This is a genomic window from Rivularia sp. PCC 7116, from assembly GCF_000316665.1.
In the GTDB taxonomy this organism is placed as follows: domain Bacteria; phylum Cyanobacteriota; class Cyanobacteriia; order Cyanobacteriales; family Nostocaceae; genus Rivularia.
This window is the reverse complement of sequence record NC_019678.1, coordinates 7,080,048-7,100,244: the sequence shown is the minus strand read 5'-3', so window position 1 is coordinate 7,100,244 and position 20,197 is coordinate 7,080,048. Positions and strand designations below refer to the sequence as shown.

17 protein-coding genes are annotated in these 20,197 nt (G+C 36.3%); 10 read left to right on the top strand and 7 right to left on the bottom strand.

The genetic code is table 11. The features are described from left to right. Positions 1–123 precede the first annotated feature (123 nt). Positions 124–2,421, top strand: a complete 2,298-nt coding sequence (locus tag RIV7116_RS27330) for a CHASE2 domain-containing protein (protein ID WP_015121570.1) — start codon at positions 124–126, stop codon at positions 2,419–2,421. Positions 2,422–2,676: 255 nt separating this feature from the next. After that, entirely contained in the window at positions 2,677–3,579 is a 903-nt protein-coding gene (locus RIV7116_RS27325) for a DUF928 domain-containing protein (RefSeq protein WP_015121569.1), read from the top strand. 163 nt (positions 3,580–3,742) lie between these two features. Here RIV7116_RS27325 and RIV7116_RS27320 read toward each other — a convergent pair whose 3' ends face one another. Next, positions 3,743–4,780: a hypothetical protein gene (locus RIV7116_RS27320; protein ID WP_015121568.1), complete on the bottom strand. Its 1,038-nt coding sequence runs from the start codon at positions 4,778–4,780 to the stop codon at positions 3,743–3,745. A gap of 104 nt (positions 4,781–4,884) precedes the next feature. Beyond that, positions 4,885–6,294: a galactose oxidase early set domain-containing protein gene (locus RIV7116_RS27315; RefSeq protein WP_015121567.1), complete on the bottom strand. Its 1,410-nt coding sequence runs from the start codon at positions 6,292–6,294 to the stop codon at positions 4,885–4,887. A 1,057-nt stretch (positions 6,295–7,351) separates the two neighbouring features. On the opposite strand from RIV7116_RS27315, the gene RIV7116_RS27310 reads away from it, so the two are divergent. The 3 genes from RIV7116_RS27310 to RIV7116_RS27300 all read left to right on the top strand — a co-directional run bounded on the left by RIV7116_RS27310 (position 7,352) and on the right by RIV7116_RS27300 (position 10,032). Next, positions 7,352–8,098, top strand: a complete 747-nt coding sequence (locus RIV7116_RS27310) for an ATP-binding cassette domain-containing protein (RefSeq protein ID WP_015121566.1) — start codon at positions 7,352–7,354, stop codon at positions 8,096–8,098. A 115-nt stretch (positions 8,099–8,213) separates the two neighbouring features. Beyond that, the gene (locus RIV7116_RS27305) at positions 8,214–8,849 is read left to right on the top strand and encodes an ABC transporter permease (protein WP_015121565.1); all 636 of its coding nucleotides are present in this window, start codon (positions 8,214–8,216) and stop codon (positions 8,847–8,849) included. A 286-nt stretch (positions 8,850–9,135) separates the two neighbouring features. Then, on the top strand, positions 9,136–10,032 hold the full coding sequence (locus RIV7116_RS27300) for a glycine betaine ABC transporter substrate-binding protein (protein ID WP_015121564.1): 897 nt from the start codon (positions 9,136–9,138) through the stop codon (positions 10,030–10,032). Positions 10,033–10,270: 238 nt separating this feature from the next. On the opposite strand, the gene RIV7116_RS27295 is transcribed toward RIV7116_RS27300, so the two are convergent. Then, positions 10,271–11,764, bottom strand: coding sequence for an NAD(P)/FAD-dependent oxidoreductase (locus tag RIV7116_RS27295; RefSeq protein WP_015121563.1), 1,494 nt, complete (start codon positions 11,762–11,764; stop codon positions 10,271–10,273). 76 nt (positions 11,765–11,840) lie between these two features. Here RIV7116_RS27295 and RIV7116_RS27290 point away from each other — a divergent pair, with 76 nt between their 5' ends. Then, positions 11,841–12,353 (top strand): MarR family winged helix-turn-helix transcriptional regulator, encoded by a 513-nt coding sequence (locus tag RIV7116_RS27290; RefSeq protein ID WP_015121562.1) that lies wholly within the window; start codon positions 11,841–11,843, stop codon positions 12,351–12,353. A 5-nt stretch (positions 12,354–12,358) separates the two neighbouring features. Here RIV7116_RS27290 and RIV7116_RS27285 read toward each other — a convergent pair whose 3' ends face one another. The 4 genes from RIV7116_RS27285 to RIV7116_RS27270 form a co-directional block, all read right to left on the bottom strand. Further along, positions 12,359–13,021, bottom strand: a complete 663-nt coding sequence (locus RIV7116_RS27285) for an ABC transporter ATP-binding protein (RefSeq protein WP_044291224.1) — start codon at positions 13,019–13,021, stop codon at positions 12,359–12,361. A 22-nt stretch (positions 13,022–13,043) separates the two neighbouring features. Then, positions 13,044–14,309 (bottom strand): ABC transporter permease, encoded by a 1,266-nt coding sequence (locus RIV7116_RS27280; RefSeq protein WP_015121560.1) that lies wholly within the window; start codon positions 14,307–14,309, stop codon positions 13,044–13,046. Positions 14,310–14,417: 108 nt separating this feature from the next. Beyond that, on the bottom strand, positions 14,418–15,899 hold the full coding sequence (locus RIV7116_RS27275) for an efflux RND transporter periplasmic adaptor subunit (RefSeq protein WP_015121559.1): 1,482 nt from the start codon (positions 15,897–15,899) through the stop codon (positions 14,418–14,420). A gap of 236 nt (positions 15,900–16,135) precedes the next feature. After that, a complete protein-coding gene (locus tag RIV7116_RS27270) occupies positions 16,136–16,582 on the bottom strand; it encodes a Spy/CpxP family protein refolding chaperone (protein WP_015121558.1) in 447 nt (148 codons plus the stop codon). 544 nt (positions 16,583–17,126) lie between these two features. On the opposite strand from RIV7116_RS27270, the gene RIV7116_RS27265 reads away from it, so the two are divergent. From RIV7116_RS27265 to RIV7116_RS27250, 4 genes are all read left to right on the top strand, one after another. Further along, positions 17,127–18,116 (top strand): sensor histidine kinase, encoded by a 990-nt coding sequence (locus RIV7116_RS27265; RefSeq protein WP_232435726.1) that lies wholly within the window; start codon positions 17,127–17,129, stop codon positions 18,114–18,116. Then, complete coding sequence (locus RIV7116_RS27260) at positions 18,116–18,772, top strand: response regulator transcription factor (RefSeq protein ID WP_015121556.1); 657 nt, start codon at positions 18,116–18,118, stop codon at positions 18,770–18,772. Before RIV7116_RS27265 ends, RIV7116_RS27260 begins: the two co-directional genes overlap by 1 nt. A 244-nt stretch (positions 18,773–19,016) precedes the next feature. Beyond that, positions 19,017–19,289: a hypothetical protein gene (locus RIV7116_RS34260; protein ID WP_015121555.1), complete on the top strand. Its 273-nt coding sequence runs from the start codon at positions 19,017–19,019 to the stop codon at positions 19,287–19,289. Between the two features lie 88 nt (positions 19,290–19,377). Further along, entirely contained in the window at positions 19,378–20,142 is a 765-nt protein-coding gene (locus tag RIV7116_RS27250; RefSeq protein WP_015121554.1) for a TIGR04283 family arsenosugar biosynthesis glycosyltransferase, read from the top strand. Positions 20,143–20,197: the final 55 nt, after the last annotated feature.

The following is a 20,197-nucleotide window of genomic DNA, read 5'->3' as shown; positions in this document are numbered from 1 at the left end:
CAATTTAAAGCAATTGTGTGGGATTTTAGATTTTGGATTAAATTATCAATGTTTTCAAGTAAAAACATTTCAATTATGGAAAAAATGCTTATATCATATGCGAAATCCAAAATTGAATGAGTTATGAGAAAGTTAGTAGTACTTAAGCTTGATGGTGACTTGCTCTCAGGAGTGCGGGCAACATTGGAAATTGGGTCTGAAGGGGCGCATTTAACTACACAAGTTGCCTGTAGTCTACCTGCAATTCCGCAGATGGTAAATGCAATTGATGAATGGTATTCCCTTTATGGAAGTAACGGTGAATTAAACCGTATCAAAGTTAATAAAATTGTTTACGGTTCCTTATCCGAAAACCGAAAAAATTGTCAGAAAAAAGCTTGTGAGTTGCGTAATTATCTCAATCAATGGCTTTTAAGTGAGTCATTTCGACCAATTCGTGAGAAATGGCTGAAATATTTGATGCCCTCTGATGAAATACGAGTACTAATTAATACTAATAATTTACAGCTTAAAAAACTTCCCTGGCATTTATGGGATTTAGTCGATCGCGATTATCCCAAAGCTGAAATTACCTTAAGTGCTTATAATTCAGATCGGATAGATATACCGCAGACATCTATCTCTGGGAGGAAAGTCAAAATTTTAGCGATTTTGGGTAATAGCGATGGAATTGATGTAGGACAAGATAGACAGCTATTGGAAAATTTGAAAAATGCAGATACAACTTTTTTAGTACAGCCTCGAAGACAAGATATTAACGAGCAATTATGGAACCAGAATTGGAATATTTTATTTTTTGCAGGTCACACTCAAACCGAAGAAAATACAGGTAGGATATACATTAATCAAGAAGATAGTTTAACTATTGCCGAACTCAGATATGCTTTGAGAAATGCCGCTCGCAACGGTTTGCAATTAGCAATTTTTAATTCTTGCGATGGATTGGGGCTAGTTGCAGAACTACAGGATTTACATATTGGGCAAATTATCGTAATGAAGGAAGCCGTTCCTGATTTTGTTGCTCAACAATTCTTAAAGTATTTTCTAACAACTTTTTCTACTGGAGAATCTATATATATTGCTGTCCGCACAGCTAGAGAAAAATTGCAAGGGTTAGAAGCAGAATATCCCGGTGCTAGCTGGTTGCCCATAATATGCGAACATCCGACAATCAAACCGATGCAGTGGAAGCAATCGGTTGGTTCTCCTAGAAACAGCTTGAAAACAATGGTTTTAGCCAGTATGTTAATTACAAGTTTTATTTTGGGAATTCGAGAACTGGGGTTTTTGCAAAAATGGGAATTGCAAGCTTATGATTTTTTGATGCGATCGCGTCCCGATGAAGGTCCTTCAGAAAGGTTGTTAGTTGTAGGAATAAGGGAAACAGATTTTCAGCTACCGGAACAAAAAGATAGAAAAGGCTCCTTGGCAGATAGTGCATTACATAAATTGCTACTAAAGCTTGAACCTCATCAACCTAGAGTAATTGGCTTGGATATTTTTCGCGATTTTCCGGTAAATTCCGCACAAAAAAAATTAAAAAGTAAATTATTAAATAGCGATCGCTTCTTCGCAATATGCCATGTAGGAGAACCAAGTGGAGATTATACCGGAATCGCACCTCCACCAGAAATACCAGAAGAGCGCCTGGGTTTTAGTAACGTCCTCCTTGATGATGATGGTGTTTTGCGCCGCTATATTCTATCAATGGATGTACCGGTTGGTTCAAATTGTCCTACTACTTGGTCTTTTGGTTTCCAATTAGCATTACATTATTTAAAAGACGAAAAAATTCAGCCCGAATTTAGACAGGGTAATTGGCATTTAGGTGACGTTGTTTTTTCACGTTTGAGTCAGCACAGTGGTGGTTATCAAAAAGCAGATACTTGGGGAAATCAAATCTTACTTAATTATCGTTCTTATCGTTCCCCCAATCAAATTACTAACATTGTTTCTCTCAAAGATGTTTTAGGAGGTAAAGTTACACCAGAACAAATTAAAGACAAAATCATTATTATTGGTGTAATGACTTCAACTTCTAGCGACCATTTTCGTACTCCCTACAGCGATAAATTACCAATATCCGAGCAATATACTCCCGGAGCAATAGTACACGCTCAAGCGGTCAGCCAAATACTGAATGCAGTATTAGATAAACGTCCTTTGCTATCACCAATATCATTATGGTTAGAAATATTATGGATTGGGTTTTGGGCTTGTTGCGGAGGGATTTTAGTTTTGCAAATTCATTCGTTGCGTTTATTAGTAGGTGCAACTTTTATAACTATTTTCGTTATGTACGGAGTTGGATTTTTTGTATTTATTAATGGTGTTTGGTTGCCAATTATTCCATCCAAGTTAGCTTTGCTATCAACTACAGGATTTTTAGTTATTATTTATAAGTATAAACCACAGCTATAACTTTGATAAAATTCCAACTTATGGCTGATACCCCTAGAGACAAAATATTCATAGAATATCTATTAATAACGATTAGTTGATAGTCTAAAGTAAATTTAATAAAAATTCATAAAAAGTTAGATATAGTTAGCTAAAATCAAAGTTTAGTTTATAGTTCATTTTATACAAATTAGGTATTACTAATATCCTCTAAACTCAATCCCAAAATTAATCCATAAGATTCATATATTTAATTACTTTAAACAGACATATAAAATGCTGAAATCACAATATTACCAACTATTTAAGCTTTCATTTACTATCAACTTAATACTTGTAATAAGTTCGTTACCGGTGAAGGCTGAAAAAATTGACTCATCGACAAATAGGCAACAAAATAATGCATCTCAAGTAAATCGAAAAAAACCTGAAAGCACGCGTAATCTTAATGTACCTCGTCGGCATCAACAAACATTCGGTAACAGTAAACCGCGTAAGAGTTTTTTATATTTTAGACAACCCCAAAGGCAAGGAACACCACAAGGAACAACACCGGCAGGAAGTCGTAATGGTTGTTATGTCGCAGAAAAAACGCCACTGAGCGCTTTAGTACCTGTAACGAAACAAACAGATGGAAGAGTATTGCGTTGGGGTTTGACAACAAAAGCCAATCCGATATTTTGGTTTTACGTTCCTTATAAATTAAGTTCTATAAGTAATGCTAAATTTTCTTTACGCAGTCGGCAAAACAAAACAATTTACGAGAAAAAAATACAGTTCACTAATACACCAGGAGTAATTGGCATTCCTATCGAGGCTGATTTGGCAACTTTAAAAGTTGGTGAATGGTATCAATATTATTTATTTATGGATATTGATTGTAGCTATAATGAAAAATCTCGCAAAGAATTTGCTAGAGCATGGGTAAAAAGAGAAGCAATTGCTTCTGGTTTTGAACAGCAGTTAAAAAGATTATCGCCACGTCAACGAGGATTATTTTATGCCAAACATGGTATTTGGTACGATGCAATGGTGACTTTTGCCCAAATGAAATATCTTACCCGTAAGAATATAGAGTGGAATCAAATGCTAGAGCTAATTGGTTTGGAGCAAATTTCTCAAGTACCATTGAGCAATTGCTGCCAGGATTCTCCAGCTGAGAACAAATCCCCTAGCTAGAAGCTAGGGATTTGGGCGCTTCAACTATTTCAGGACTAAGGCTGCGTGTCACAAAACTCTGGTGGTGCGTGACACTGAAAACATTGTTACTACGTTCAAAGTTAATCAAAGTGTCACAGCACCCTACAAAGAAAATATGCCAGTTGCGGCCATTCCTATATTTTTAGAGAGTAATAGTAGCGACATCAAAAGGTGCCAATCTTTTAAGGTTTCCTGTTTCTTTATCCAAAAGATGCAGGAATTTAGGGGTTTCATATCTCCTACCACCTAAAGCGTACAATTGATTGTTTTTAGCACAAATAAAACCGCTAAAACCATTATTCCAAACTTTACCTTCAAAAGTTACTGGAATTGTCTTTCCTGTGGTGATATTTACTAAACTCGTGTCACCTTGAAAGTCCGTTAGAAATGCATAACTATTACCATCGTTACATACAACTACATTTTTATACTCTTTATCTGAAGGTAGTTCTGTAGGAAGTTCTAAAGTAGGAATCTTTTCTGCTTCTAATTCTTCGGCTTCAGCTACCGAGCGATTTGCTTGTGGTTCCTGGGCAGATATAGTGTTGCTCGATTCCAATCTTCCTCTGCTAGGTATTTTTGTAGGTGCAGTTCTCTTTCTTACGGCTCCACTTTCAGCTTCGACATCAACAATTTTTCTGCTTCCGGTTCCATTTTCGTTTTTAACAATCCCAGCGATTGAACCATCTGGCAATTTGATTAAATCCAGCGATTCATCCTTAGCCACTCCAGATACTTCTTTGGTTTCTACAGAATTACCTTTGACAGTTATTAAGCGATTGGAAGCACTTTTTTCTGCTGCAATGTTAGCAGTGGCAACTATTAGAGTACCAGCTTCAGAAACTGCAAAACCACTGACAAATTCACCTCTTTCTAAAATCGGTTGAGTTGTTGTTACAGTCTTCGTTTGCCCATTAGAGACATTAAAAGACTTAACAACCACCGGCTTTTTAGGATTGTTATCGTTTTCTATAACAGAATCCTCTGCCGCTTCCGATTCAGCCACATCATCTGTATCTATACCGTTTGCGCTATCGCTACTAACAGTACCGGAAGTTATACCTAAAATTACAACCCCTGGACTTTGAGCAAAAGTTTTGCCCAGTAAACTACCGATAGCTACTGTTGCACCAGACGCGATCGCAATTTGACCAAAACGTCTTCGCGAAATCAATTCCATATTTAACTCCTGTTGATTAATGTTGGGAATTGGTAATTGAGAATAATTATTTATGCTCCTTTTTTTCTCCCTCACTCCCTCTCTTCCTCTCTTCCCAATGTCTTCTATTTCTTAACCTTTACCCATTTAGCTACCGAAGGTACGTTGTTGTTATCAACAATTGTGAGCATATACCATCCGGGAGGAGCAAGGTTACGGTTGCTAGTCAAATCGACTGTTAAAGAATTACCCGTACTGGAATTTATTGGTACATCCACTAATCGCTGTTCGTTTTCCAAGCCGTGAGTAGTAGCCATAGGTCTGACTAAGTTCACCCATTTAATATCACCAGCTTGGGGTGTCTCGATAGTAAATGACGATCCCCATGATGCTTTACTAGGAGCTTGATTAATTACTGGTCTATTTGCTGCGATATAGTCTGGAGAATATATTTCTATACGGAATTCAACAGAGCCACGGAAGGGATTTCCTCCAGCTGTCAGAACTCTACCATCAGGTAACAATAATGCTACTGAATGGTATACACGACCGTTGATGCTCGGGTCTTCTACTTCCGTCCAAGTATCTGTAGCCTGGTCGTAAATTTCTGCGGGTAAGTCTGATTTTCCTATATCTTCATTACCGCCACTACCGTTACAAACAAATACAGTTCGATTGGGTAATATTACAGCGTTGTGATGCATCCGAGCATTATTCAAAGAAGCTGCTGGCTGATAGCTGGGATTACTTGATTTTAAATCGACAATATTAACTCTGGCAGTTGTACCACCACCACCACCACCGGCAATCATTACCCTTTGGTCTTGTGCTGGAGGTAACAATACGCTGGCTGCTTGATTGCCTTTACCGGAATCTTGTAATCCACCTACAGGCTGTTCTCCAATTGTGTCGGAGAAATTTTTCGGTAAAGTTATAATTCGCGGTGAAACTCCCCTGTTGCCCCCTAACTGTGCCCCTGAATAAAATAATTTTCCGTTATCTAACAGGTAAACGTGGGCATACTGTTCAAAAGGACTTGTCTCCGACGTAAAAATTCTCCAACCCTTACTGTAAGAATAAAGCTCTGGAAATCTGTTTAAATTTCCTGTTTCATTCAATCCAGATAGTGCAAGAGTTTGTCCGTTACCCAAACTAACTAAAGTCGGATACCAGCGACCTCCATTCATCGACTGTCTTTTTGACCATTTCTCGCTCGTAGGACTAAAGAAAAAACTCGCTACTTCACCAAAAAATGGGTCATAGCGTAAAGTTCCACCCGCAACCAAAAGATTCCCCGCAGGTCGAAATGCTTGTCCCGCGCAAAATATATCTATAGGCGTTCCATTGCTATTCCGAGGAATTTCCGGTCGGGTAAATGTTCCATTCTGGACATCAAACAAAGCCGAACCTTTGTCAGCATTCGGAATATCGTTTGGATTATTGCCAGAGCCAGTAAAAAATAAAACTTTTCCCGTGCGTAGCAAAGCTGCATGAACGGGATTAATTGGACAGGTAGATGATACTTCCCAAGGCATTTTAGTGAGATTCCTCGCTATAAACGTTTATTCAACAACCCTTGATTATCTGCTATTACAAATAATCGCAGTATCTCTTAAACGCAGTAGATAATCAATTATTAAAAATAACCAATTACCAGCATAATAAGTAGAGTTTTGTATGAAAGCTTACTTGATTTTGTTGATAGAATATTTATGTTTAATCCAACACTCATACAGTTAATTTAAGCGATAAGAATTAAGTTAGTAGCGGCTTTGTCAATCAGGTCTAAGCTTTGTTATGCTTAGTATTCGTGCATTTACATAAGTAATTATACTTATTTACTGACTAATTTACTGCCTATTTTTTGAGACTATAAAAGCAATAAATAATGCAATTAATCAAAGCAATAACCATAACTTTACTTTTCTTTAAAAATGTAAAAATGTAGAATTATATACACACAAAACTATCTAATAGAATGACAGCTTGTCATACGGTATTACATTAGATTCCAGCATCTTTTGAATGATTATGTCTTGCCATTTTGGCATTACTTTACAGTCAGAGCAAAAGTTTTTGCACATAAAAAACAATTTGCAAAAACGCTTTTCAATACATAAAATAGGGATTTAAATTTAAATAAAATATTAATTATTCATAAATAGTTGCAAGTGTTGCAACACTGGGTTGGTGCGTGACACTATAAACATTATGATTGCGTCAATAGTTTAACAAAATGTTACACAAAGACAATAATAGGAAAAAATACACGCTGCCTTTTACCTCCCTTGAAATAAAAATATGCCGTTTGCGTAAGTCCTATTATGTTTAATTGTTTTCAATGATTTTTATGACTTATTAATGCAAAAAGTAAAGCTTCTTAAAGATATTTAAATAAGTAAGTTGCTAAGAGCATTCATTCTTACTGTTCATTTTGTGTTTCTGTGACTTTTACCGATTTTTTTTATTGATAAGAATTTTCTAAGTAAGTTAATTTCGCTGTATTAGACTAATATCTTTGAACTTTTTGAACTTAATGAAGTACATTAAGCATACGTTCAGCTAAAATAAGCCGAAAGAGTCAAATTATCCATGTCACAGAAAAATGAATACGCTGTAGAGTTCCGTAATGTTACCCTCAGTATCAGTCAACAAAAATTAGTATCAAACCTTAATTTTCAAATTCGTAAAGGAGAAGCACTTATACTCTTAGGACGTAGCGGAAGCGGTAAGAGTACTACAATGAAGCTGATTAATCGTCTGTATCGTCCTACAGAAGGACAGGTAGTATTTGATGATAAGTCAACAACAGAATGGGATGAAATCAAGCTGAGACGTAAAATTGGTTATGTAATTCAAGAAACAGGATTATTTCCTCATTTTACAATCGAACGGAATGTGGGTTTGGTGCCTTCACTGGAAGGTTGGAACTCCAAACAAATAAAATCACGAGTGTTTGAATTGCTGAAATTAGTCGGTTTAGAACCGGGACAATTTGCTTCGAGATATCCTCACGAGCTTTCCGGTGGACAAAGACAGCGTGTAGGTGTAGCGAGAGCATTAGCCGCCGATCCTCCGGTATTATTGATGGACGAACCTTTTGGTGCATTAGATCCAATTACAAGATTAGAACTTCAGCAAGAATTTAAGCGATTGCAGCAGGAATTAGGTAAAACTGTTGTATTCGTCACACACGATATTCAAGAAGCCTTTGTTTTAGCGACAAGAATTGGTTTAATGTACGGGGGAGAGTTGGTATTCTTAGGAACAACTGAAGAATTCAAAACTACTTCGCATCCAGAAGCAGTTGCTTTTCTTAAATGTTTGGAAACCGTTTGAAAGGTTAAAGGTTAAAGGTTAAAGGTCAAAGTTCAAAGGTTAAATTTTAGGAGTTAGGTATTTGTTATGTATTTAAGCAATTCCCTATTCCCTATTCCCTATATTATTTATCAGTATGAGTGATTTCTTTCTAATTAAATACGGTTCGGAAATTATTGAGCGCAGCATCGAACATTTGGTGTTAGTAATTATTGCTATTGGAATTGCGACGGTGATAGGTATTCCGTTAGGGGTTTTAATTACTCGCAATAAAACTCTTCGTCAGCCGATTTTAGGTATTGCGAATATTCTGCAAACAATTCCTAGTTTGGCTTTGTTGGGTTTACTGATTCCAGTTCCGATTATTGGCGGAATTGGTCCGGTACCGGCAATTTTCTCGCTGATTTTATATGCTTTCTTACCAATAATTAGAAATACATACACCGGTATCATGAATGTAAATCCAGCTATTCGCGAAGCTGGGCGTGGGATGGGGATGACGGATAGGGAATTATTGTTTCAAGTAGAAATTCCTTTAGCGTTAGGAGTTATTTTGGCTGGTGTACGAGTTGCAATAGTAATTGGTATCGGAATTGCAACTATTGCAGCAGCGATTGGTGCTGGTGGATTGGGAGTCTTTATTTTTCGTGGAATTGCTTTAGTAAACAATCAATTGATTTTAGCTGGTGCTGTTCCCGCCGCATTTATGGCACTGATTGCAGATTTAGGAATTGGAGCGCTCGAACGTGCTTTAACAAAGGGAAAGAGTTAGTGAGGAAAGCAGAAAAAGGAGAGGGGGAAAGAGGGAGTAGATAATTACTTTTACTCCTACTCCTTACTTTTCTGCTTCCTCAAATCGTCAATCTTTTCAGAGGAAAGAAGTAACTACTAACCACTAACTACTACAGGAATGGCCGCAGTTGTCACAAAGCTTGGGTGGTGCCTGACACTACAAACCTTATTACTACGTTGATAATCAGTCAAAATGTCACAGCACCCTATAAGAAAAATATGCCAGTTGCGGTAAGTCCTATACTAACTACTAACCACTAATTATTATGAAAAAATTTTTGACGCTATTTGTAATTTGTTTGTGTTTGAGTTTAGGAATTGCTAGCTGTAATGTTACTTCTGTTGGTAGCAACGGTAGTGATATTATTGTTGCATCTAAAGGTTTTACCGAGCAGGATATTTTAGCAGAACTGTTAGCGCAGCAAATTGAAGCAACCAGCGATTTAAAAGTTGACCGTAGAACCTTGCAAGGTACTAAACTCTGTCATGAAGCTCTTGTTGCTGGAAATATCGATTCTTATATCGAGTATACCGGAACGGCTTTAACGGCGGTTTTGAAAGAAAGTGTGATTGATGACCCCAGAAAAGTTTACAATTTGGTCAAACAAGCTTACGAGAAACAGTTTAATTTAGAAGTTGCTCAACCTTTGGGTTTTGAAAATACTTATGCGGTGATAGTTCGCGGTGAAGATGCGAAAAAATACAATATTGAAACTATTTCAGAGGCTGCGAAATATGCATCTGATTGGGATATTGGCATCGGTTATGAGTTTGCTGAAAGAGAAGATGGTTTACCGGGATTAATTAAAGCTTATAACTTGCAGTTTCAAAGAAGACCTAAAAGTATGGATTTGGGTTTGATATATCGAGCATTAACTCAAGAATTAGTGGATGTAGTTGTTAATAACTCTACTGACGGACAAATTGCTCGTTTGGGTTTGGTGATATTAAAAGATGATAAGAAATATTTTCCGCCTTATGAAGCTGCACCGATTGTCCGTAAGGAAACTTTGAAAAAATATCCGCAGTTGGAAAAGCCTTTATCTCAATTAGCTGGAATTCTTACTGCCGATCAAATGCAAGAACTCAACTATCAAGTTGAAGGTGAATTACGCAAAATTAAGGAAGTTGTTAGTGAGTTTCGTCAGGCTAAAGGTTTATAGAAGAGATGGGGGATTATATGGAAATTTTTAGGGAGATAAGTATTATTACGCATATTTTATGTATCTATAAAACATAAAAAATCAGTATAATCAATCTACTACATTCCTATTAGAGAGGAATTATAGTAGTGAAAGTAAAACCAATTTACTAGTGTGTTCCCGCTATCGTTTGCGATAGCGTTTTTTATTTCGTTATCGGTTATCCAATAATTTTTGATCGGGTATTTGAAATCAACAGCTATTTCTTAAGCAAATCCTCTTCAACAAACCTAGCTGTATTCTTAGCCGATTCCAAAATCGTCATCAATCCACTACCAGGATGCACTGCTCCACCAACCCAGTAAAGTTTGTCTATATATTCCGAACGAATTGGGGGACGAAATGGCCCTAGCTGCAACCAGTTATGACTAAGATTAAAAACGGCACCTAAATATACTGAATAATCATTTAGCCAATTATCGGCAGTGTAGCAAGTCTCGCTCACAATGTGTTTTTCTACTTCATCAAATCCCAATAACGGCAGACGACTAATAATTAAATCTCGATAACTTTTAGCTTTTTTGTGCCAATCAACACCATATCCTGTGTGAGGAATTGGTACTAAAACATATAGGGTAGAATGTCCTGCCGGTGCGTTGCTTGAATCTACCGGAGTTGGATTACAAACGTAAAATGGTGGATCGATTTCATCTAAGGCTGAGTCATCGACAAAAGGTTTTTCTCGCTTGCGAATGTGTTCGGATAAATATAGTTGGTGATGGGGTAAATCATCGTAGCGTCGATTTATTCCCAAGTAAAGCATAAAGGTGGAGCAAGAAAACTGTTTTTTAGCAAAGAAATTGTCGGTGTATTTCCCTTGTGCTGTTTGAGGAATCAAAGTTTGTACCGCACGAGCAAAGTCAGCGTTTACTACAACAGTATCTGCTTTTATTCGTTCTCCATTTTCCAGTTCTACTCCTTGCACTTGACGATTCTCTAACCATGCCTGTTTTACTGGAGCGTTCAGGTGAATTTTTCCCCCTAAATCTTGGAATCCTTGAGCGATCGCTTGAGCTAAAGCGCGAAATCCTCCTTGGGGATGCCAGACACCGAATGCCATTTCAATATAGGGAATTAAGCTAAATACGCTCGCGCTTAAGGTTGGGTGCATTCCTAAATATTTGGCTGGATAGGAAAGAGAATACACCAATCGCTCATCTTGAAAAGCATTCCAAAAGTGTTGATAAAGAGTTTCCCAAGGTCGAAATCTTAAACCCGTACCCAGCTCGTCGAGTCGCATATACCCCAAAATAGGACGAGCGGGCTGGCTGAGGTAGGGTTCGTAACCAGCTTCATATTTCTTTGCTTCCCGAGCATACCAACGGTCAAAAGCTGCGGGTAAATCGTCACGAAAAGTTTGCAATTGTTGCTTTAATTTCTCAAAATCGGTGGTGAGTTCTAATGTAGAATCGTCCCAAAAGCGTAGTTTGGTGTAAGGCTCTAAACGAGTAAAAGTTATATAATCTTCTCGCTTAAGTCCGGCACTAGCAAATAAATCGTCGTAAAGATTTGGTAATTGTAAGATAGTTGGACCAGTATCGAAAGCATAGTCACCATCTTGGAAACCGCGCATTCTCCCACCAACGCGATTGCTAGACTCAAATATTTCTACGTTATAACCCTGACCTTTCAAGCGTAATGCTGTAGCTAATCCACCCGGTCCCGCACCTACTACAATAATGTTTTTAGCCATAATTTCTCGCCCCTTACCCACTAGTAAATGCTATATCTAAAATAAATGCATGAGTCAATCATATAATAATTGAGTAATGGATTTACAACTGATAAATTTGATCGGAGCAGCTGCGATCGCAATTTCTGACAGTATTCAAAATGCTGCAAAGGAAGCTACGGGCAATACTGCTTCTTTCCCGGCTGCACTGGTGATTGTTGAGCGCTATCCTACGATTACAGTAGACTTACTCGCACAATATTTACAGCTTTCTCAATCTGGGGCAGCTAGGTTAGTAGAGCGTCTGGTAAATCAAAATTTAGTGGAGCGTCATCAAGGAAATGACCGTCGTTTTGTTCATCTACGACTTACATATGACGGAAAAGCGATGGTTGAAGAAATTCAGCAGGCTAAGATTGCAGCGGTATCAAATTTACTCAAGCCTTTAACAACACAAGAGCAGGAACAGTTGCTAAGTACTTTATCTAAAATGGCAGGACAATATAGTAATACTGAAGTTTTAGAAGAGTATATATGTCGTTTTTGTGATATGGACAATTGTCCCCTAGCAACTTGTCAGGAAAGATTAGAAGCATGGGGTAAAAGTTAATGCAATTAACTAATAATTAAACCATCTTGAACGCGAATAATACGCTGGGTAATTTCTGCAATATCATGTTCGTGGGTGACAATTATGATTGTGATTCCTTGTGCATTTAATTCTGCGAACAAATCCATAACTTCATGGGAAGTTTGGGTATCTAATGCACCAGTAGGTTCGTCTGCCAAAATAATAGCGGGATTATTAACTAAAGCGCGAGCAATTGCAACTCTTTGCTGTTGTCCCCCTGATAATTGATTGGGACGGTTATTAATTCTATCTGCTAATCCAACTTTAATTAAAGCAGCTTCCGCTCGTTGAAGACGTTCTGGTTTGGAAGTACTTGCATAAACCATCGGTAACATGACATTTTCTAAAGCAGTTGCACGAGGCAATAAATTGAATTGTTGAAATACAAAGCCAATTCTTTGATTGCGGGTGTAGGCTAATTCATCATTATTAAAACTAGTTAATTTTCGACCTTCTAGAGTGTAACTACCGCTGCTCGCGCGGTCTAAACAACCCATAATATTCATAAGAGTAGATTTACCAGAACCGGAAGCGCCCATTATTGCCAAATATTCACCTTTTACAATTGTCAGGTTAATACCTTTGAGAATAGGAACCTTGACTTCTCCTAATAAGTAATGTTTGGTAATTGATTCCATTAAAATCATCATGAAATTTTATATTTTATATTTAATCGCTTCTCAAGGCAGTAATCGGGTCTAATTTAGATGCGTTTCTGGCTGGAATTACACCAGCAAGTAAACCGACTCCTGTCGATAAAGTGAAAGCAATAATGACTGAAGTGGGAGAAATTATAAAAGGGAATTGAGCTAATGTCGAAATGATAAAAGCGATTGCGGTTCCAGTTACAATTCCAATTACACCACCAACGGTAGAAATAACAACTGCTTCGACTAAAAATTGATTGAGTATTGCTGAATCAGTTGCTCCTAATGCTTTACGAATGCCGATTTCTCTGGTTCTTTCGACTACAGAAACTAACATAATATTCGCAATTCCAATTCCACCAACTACCAAAGAAATACCTGCAATCGCTCCTATCATAGTTGTCAACAAACCAGTTACAGTTGCCAGAGTTTCGAGAATATCAGCTTGGTTGGTAACGCGAAAATCGTCATCTTCTGGAGACTGGATATTATGTCGCGATCGCAACAAATTTGTAATCTGAAATTCGGCTGCTGATGATTGTTCTTCACTAGCATATTTGACATAAATACCGTTAATAGAAATCCCAAATAATGAGTTATTTCCCACAATTCTTGCGGACATAGTAGTTAAAGGAATATACACAGCATCATCTCTATCCATAGGACCTTGAGAACCTTTTTTCTCCATGACTCCAACCACTTGATAAATTTCTCCTTGGATGCGAATTTTTTCACCAACGGGATTGATATATTCGGGAAATAATTTGTTTTTTACAGTGGGAGCGAGAACAACAACCTGTTGACTTTCATCTAACTCTGCTTGATTAAAATATCTACCAGTCTCGGGAAAAGTATTTCTTGTTTCTGGAAAATCTAAATCGCTTCCGTAGACGGTAGTGGAAGCATTTTCATCTTCGTAAACAACTTGTACTCGACTTTGTAAATATGCGGAAACAGCATCTGCTGCTGTGACTTGATTCGCAATAGATTTGGCATCTTCCCAAGTCAAAGTACTACTAGAACCTTGTCCTTGGCTGATATTTCCACCCTTTGCTTCCCCCGCTAATACCTGTAGAACATCGGAACCCAATGATTTGATTTGTTCTTCTGTAGATTTTTGGACTCCTTGTCCGACTGAAGTAATACCAATTACGGAAGCAATTCCAATTATCATTCCCAGCATGGTTAATCCGGTACGTAGTTTATTGCTCCATAAGGATTCTAAAGCAATTGATAATATTTCAATGGTGGAAATAGAATATTTATTTTTATGGTTTATCGATGGCATGATTTATTTTAATCAAAAGAAATATATATCGTGCTTCCCTCTCTTGAATAAGGAGAGGGATTGAGGGTGAGGTTTCGATATGTTCTTAAATTCAATTATGTCTACTTATTAATTATTCCTCGATGGCAATAAGCCTCTTGGCTGAGATTTACTTTTATCTGGAGCGGATAATACAACTTTTTCCTTTCCCGTTAAACCTGATTTAACTTCTGTTTGATTTTTGACTACAACACCTGTTTGAATAGATTTAAATACAGGTTTATTATCATCATTCAAGATATATACACCAGTTCCCTCCGCTTTGCGTACAACTGCAACTGTTGGAACAACTAAAGCATTCTGTTTTTCTCCGATTTCAAATTCAGTTTCGACATTCATACCCGAACGTAAAAGTTTCTTTTTTGAGGAAATAATCTCTGCTGTGACTTCAAAACTTGTTACGTTTTGCTCTACGGTTGCTTGTGCTGCGATTTGTGATACTTTACCAATAAATACTTCACTTAGATAAGCATCAGTTTTGATATTAACCTTTTGTTCGATACTAATTTTTGCTAAATTAGATTCTGCGATATTGGCTACTAATTGATTGTTCGCAGTTAAAGATAATATTGAAGAGTTTAAACTCGAAGAACTCACACCTCCGGCAGTATTTGGAGTCACAAAAGAACCAGGTTTGGAATATATTTTTGTTATTACACCATCAAAAGGAGCGCGAATTACTGTATCGTCAATTTGAGCCAGAATTGTTTGCAAAGAACCTCTAGCTGAATTTACCTGTGCAAGTGCTTGATTAACATCTTCTGTTCTTGTACCAGCTTGAATCAAATTGTATGATTCTTGTAATTGTTTAACCTTTGCTCTTGCTTGTTGAATATCTTCCTGACGAGAGCCGATTTTAAGTAGATTTAAAGCCTGTTCTGCTTCTTTAACTTGAGTCAAAGCAGTTTCTCTATTAGTTTGATAGGTACTTAAATTTTGTCGAGAAATTGCACCAGAATTAAATAATTGCTGATAACGGTTTAATTCAGCTTCTGTTTGATTTAACGTTACTTGCGCTCGATTCAATCTTGCTTCTGCTTGAGCGATTTCTTGAGGACGATTTCCAGCAATTAATTTACTTAAATTCGCTTGTGCTTCTTCTAATTGTGCTTTTACTTGAGCTATTTCTTGAGGACGATTTCCCGCTTTTAATTTTTCTAAACTCGCTTGTGCAGATGCAACTCCCGCTTTGGCTTGAGTCAGTTGTCCCTGTAAATTAGAATCATCCATATAGGCGATAATTTGTCCTTTTTTGGCAGTATCACCTTCTTCAACTAATAAACTTTTAATGACACCGGCATTTTTCGGGCTAATATTAATCGAACGTTCTGGCTCAATTTTACCGTTAGCTGTGATTGTAATTTTTAAATCTTGTCTTTCCGGGCTTTGAGTTGGTAATTGAGTTCTAGCTTCTCTTGCTGGTATCAATACAAAAAAACGAAATGTAGTTAAACCCGTACCAATCAACAAGAAATATATTATTAGCTTGATAAATAAACTATTTTTAAGTTTTTTTATAACATTAGGAGCAGAGATAGACAAATTTGACACGTTGATTTCTATGATTAAATAATTAATAATTTTCCGGCTTTCTGGCAAGCTTATTTAATATTGAGAACTGATACGATAAAATACAGAGAGGAAAAACAATAATATTATTTATTGTTTCCAACTCTGTAATGATTCAGAAGCGGAGCGATGTCAGGAAAACGCAAGTAATTATACTTAAAGGCTGCATGAACTCTAAGTCTTCAACAAAGAAAACTAGCTAGCTTAAGATTAGATATTTATCGGATATTTAAGCGATAGCTTCCTACCTGTCTTCCCTGTCTTTGACGCATTTGCATAATTTTCCGTTTTTGTTCGTTGTCTAAAATGCCTAATACCTGCTTACGTTGCCATTTTTGGACTTTTTCGAGATTGTTCTTTTGCTTATTTGATAGGTTTAAAGTTTTTATAGCTTCTTGAGGATTTGTTCCCGCATCTACAGCAGCTCGTAAATCATCTTGCTGCTCTGATGTGAGAATTTCACTCATACGACTGCGAGCTTCTTGATTAACTTCTTTGAGTTTTTCTTTTTGTTCGTCACTAAATTCGATACCAGGTATACTTGGAACACCATTTTCCATTTGTATATTGACTCGTGGCGCAGATGGAATTTGAGCGTTAGAGATGCTTGCTGTAGCACCAATAATTGTAGTTGCAATTAATGCAGAGATTAATTGTGCTTTCATTGATTCCCCTAATATGATTGATTGCTATTCTTTTATGTGAAAGACTGGCTTGAATTCCACATTTCAATCCTATGAGTTATGTATGAAAAGCACATGGTACTACCGCTCTAATTTAATTTGGTACTTTAGTCCTATGTTATTTTGCAATAAATAGTACCTCAGTTCCTGGGAATTGAGGAAGATAAATAATATCTTAAAAAAGATAATATAGAAAATATCTAAAGCAATTAATTTAATTTCTATTGGATAAAAAATAGCGATGATAAAATTAATAAATTTTCCTAGTTTTCATCAGTTAAAGAATCTTAAGATTTTACAGAATCATCCATTCCCATTGTTTGCTTATTTGGAATGGATATTGTTATCAATATGCCTATTAATGGAATTTAGGCTAGGTGGTTTATCTAAACCCGGATTTATTCGAGAAAGCCTTAATTCACCCTTAGTATTTTTTGCCCTTATAATGTTTGGAATAATGGGTTTAAAATTACCTCAAACTAAAACACTATATAAAATAATCTATACTCTATTTGGTCTATTTTTAATGTTTTTAGCTAATTATGGGCTTGGTAAAGGAATAGGATTTACGCCACATTTATTACTTATTTTAGTTATTCGTAGTTGTTTAGTTTTTGATATTAAAGGAAGAATCCTTATCGCAGCTCTATCCTGGGCATTTTTCATTTTTACATTAAATACCAATGCTCCTTTTAAGTTACCAAATAAACTAAGGATTGAAAATCCTGAAGAATTAACAAACATTGTTTTTAATTTAAAAATTACCGCAGGAGTATTATTTACGTTTATACTATTATTCGTAATGCTATTAGTAAATACAGTCATCTCCGAGCGTCAGAGCAAACAAAAATTAGTTTTAGCCCACGAACAACTCAGGCAATATGCTCTGAGAATTGAAAATCAAGCTACTCTACAAGAACGAAGCCGAATTGCAAGAGAAATTCATGATTCTATAGGACATTCCCTAACAGCGCAAAGTATTCAACTTGAAAACGCTTTACTATTTATTGACTCTAACATTGAGAAAGCAAAGAGTTTTCTATTGCAAGGTAAAAATATGGGTGCAAATGCTTTAAAAGAAGTTCGGTTTTCTGTATCGGCTTTGCGCTCCGATCCATTAAAAGGTAAAAGCTTAGAATTTGCTATTGAAGATTTATTTGAAGAGTTTAAATTAAAATTTCAAATTAAGCCAAAATTTTATTTACCAGTTAATCCAATTTTATCTCCAGAAATAAACTTGACTATTTACCGAATTATTCAAGAAGCATTAACTAATATTTCTAAACATAGTGATGCGGATTTAGTCAATATTGAAATTAAAACAATTGATAATTCTTTGTATCTGAGCATTCAGGATAATGGTGTTGGCTTCAACCCGAAGCAAAATACCACAGGTTTTGGACTTCAAAGTATGCGCGATCGCGCTCATGCGTTAGCAGGTAAATTTTATCTGAACAGCAAACCTGGAGAAGGTTGCAGTATAATGATGTTTCTTCCATTCTCAGGATTAGATTAATGGTGCGTCTGTTATTAGTAGATGACCAAGAAATTATTCGTCAAGGTATCAAAAGCTTGCTGGAATCTCAACCCGATTTTGAAGTAGTTGGAGAAGCAGAAAACGGTAAGCAAGCAATATCTCAAGTCGAAGCTTTGCATCCAGATATGGTATTAATGGATGTAAGAATGCCAATAATGGATGGTATTGCAGCAACAAAAGCAATTATTCAACAATTTTCGCAAGTTAAAATATTAATTTTAACGACTTTTGATGATGACGAATATATTTCTCAAGGAATGCAATTCGGCGCAAAAGGTTATTTACTCAAAGATACACCATTAGAACCATTAGCAAATGCAATTCGTTTAGTACATGCAGGACATACCCATTTAGGACCTGGTTTATTCGAGAAAATTATCACTTCTACACCCGAAATAGTAACCAAAAAAAAGACTAATCCACCTCAAGAGTTAGAAGAACTTACCCCCAGAGAAAAAGAAGTTTTACATTTAATTTCTAGCGGTGCGAGTAATAAAGAAATCGCTCAACAATTATTTATCTCGGAAAGAACCGTTAAAAATCACGTTACCAGCATTTTAACTAGGTTAAACCTCAGAGATAGAACTCAAGCAGCTATTTTTGCTAATTCATTTAGTCAGTTTTTAAATAATTAATATATATAGTAGAATATATTAAAAAAATATAAAAAGTATTGTAGAAAACTTATTATCATAGCTTTCGTTAATTCATCAAATTCTAATAACAGACTCATCTCATTTTCAGGATTGCAATTCATAATTAATGATAGATTGATTGTGCATCTGATTACACATAATGAAAACTAGAAAAAAATTGTCTGCGAAGCAAAGAAAAAATATTTTTGGAACTAACACCATTTCTTTATAAAGATGCGTCCCTATGAAAGCCCACGCAGGTGGGCTTTGTTTCAGTAGCCCCACCATAGCCAGATTGTTAGCGGAGCGTGTCCGTAAGGACATGGGTGATTTAGCGCAGCCTCATACAGAATTGGAACTAAGGTATTTTACTAAGTCTATTGCCAACAATAATTCAACTTTTTTGGTATTGCCTTTGAAAACTGATAAAGGAATTTTCGGTATTGAATTAGGAAACACGATACCAATCTTTGTAATATTCTTTAACTTTGTTTGGGGAATAACTACAGCATGGTGAATCAAACGAATCAAGTAAATTTTGACGTTATTTCTTTGGAGCCTTATATTGGCATCTTAATCATTATTCTTTCATGTATATTACTTAAATGATTTACAAACAAACCGCTCTGCAAGAAAAAAAATGTTTGCTTTCTGTAAATGGGAGTCAAACCATAGCTACGGCAAAAATTTCGGTTATTATTCCTACTCTAAACGAATCGAAAAATCTCAAAGCTACCTTAGTTAGTACCCAAACAAGTACTAATGTAGAAGTTATTGTCGTTGATGGTGGCTCTGATGATAATACAGTTGATATTGCTGAGTCTCTAGGCGTGAAAGTTATTTCGGGTTATAAAAATCGCGCTAGTCAAATGAATGCAGGCGCAAAGAATGCAAAGGGTGATATCTTATTGTTTCTTCATGCCGATACTCTTTTACCAGCTAATTTCGACGGCATGATTCGTACTGCAATGCAACAACCATCAACCGTAGCGGGTGCCTTTGCTTTAAGAATTAATGCAGCAAATATAGGTTTACGATTAGTCGAATGGGGAGTAAAATGGCGTTCTAGATTATTTAAAATGCCTTACGGCGACCAAGCAATTTTTATCACAAAAGATAAATTTAATTACATTGGCGGTTTTCCTGAATTGCCTATTATGGAGGATTTTGAACTGATACGCCAACTTCAAAAAACAGGTAATATTACTTTAATTCCAGTATCAGTAATTACTTCACCCCGTCGCTGGTTGAAAAAAGGGATATTGCAAACAACTTTGATAAATCAAATTGTAATCATTGCTTATTTTCTGGGAGTTTCACCTGCAAGAATTCGCCGCTGGTATCGTGGAGAAAAACTAATAAAGCATTAAGCTGATTCTCAGGTTAGTAGCTTAAGTTAGAAGTTAGGAGTTAGGAATTAGCAGT

Coding starts and splice junctions, on each gene's coding strand:
- RIV7116_RS27330 (WP_015121570.1), top strand. CDS start 124: ATGAGAAAGTTAGTAGTACTTAAGCTTGATGGTGACTTGCTCTCAGGA.
- RIV7116_RS27325 (WP_015121569.1), top strand. CDS start 2,677: ATGCTGAAATCACAATATTACCAACTATTTAAGCTTTCATTTACTATC.
- RIV7116_RS27320 (WP_015121568.1), bottom strand. CDS start 4,780: ATGGAATTGATTTCGCGAAGACGTTTTGGTCAAATTGCGATCGCGTCT.
- RIV7116_RS27315 (WP_015121567.1), bottom strand. CDS start 6,294: ATGCCTTGGGAAGTATCATCTACCTGTCCAATTAATCCCGTTCATGCA.
- RIV7116_RS27310 (WP_015121566.1), top strand. CDS start 7,352: ATGTCACAGAAAAATGAATACGCTGTAGAGTTCCGTAATGTTACCCTC.
- RIV7116_RS27305 (WP_015121565.1), top strand. CDS start 8,214: ATGAGTGATTTCTTTCTAATTAAATACGGTTCGGAAATTATTGAGCGC.
- RIV7116_RS27300 (WP_015121564.1), top strand. CDS start 9,136: ATGAAAAAATTTTTGACGCTATTTGTAATTTGTTTGTGTTTGAGTTTA.
- RIV7116_RS27295 (WP_015121563.1), bottom strand. CDS start 11,764: ATGGCTAAAAACATTATTGTAGTAGGTGCGGGACCGGGTGGATTAGCT.
- RIV7116_RS27290 (WP_015121562.1), top strand. CDS start 11,841: ATGGATTTACAACTGATAAATTTGATCGGAGCAGCTGCGATCGCAATT.
- RIV7116_RS27285 (WP_044291224.1), bottom strand. CDS start 13,021: ATGATTTTAATGGAATCAATTACCAAACATTACTTATTAGGAGAAGTC.
- RIV7116_RS27280 (WP_015121560.1), bottom strand. CDS start 14,309: ATGCCATCGATAAACCATAAAAATAAATATTCTATTTCCACCATTGAA.
- RIV7116_RS27270 (WP_015121558.1), bottom strand. CDS start 16,582: ATGAAAGCACAATTAATCTCTGCATTAATTGCAACTACAATTATTGGT.
- RIV7116_RS27265 (WP_232435726.1), top strand. CDS start 17,127: ATGTTTTTAGCTAATTATGGGCTTGGTAAAGGAATAGGATTTACGCCA.
- RIV7116_RS27260 (WP_015121556.1), top strand. CDS start 18,116: ATGGTGCGTCTGTTATTAGTAGATGACCAAGAAATTATTCGTCAAGGT.
- RIV7116_RS34260 (WP_015121555.1), top strand. CDS start 19,017: ATGAAAGCCCACGCAGGTGGGCTTTGTTTCAGTAGCCCCACCATAGCC.
- RIV7116_RS27250 (WP_015121554.1), top strand. CDS start 19,378: ATGATTTACAAACAAACCGCTCTGCAAGAAAAAAAATGTTTGCTTTCT.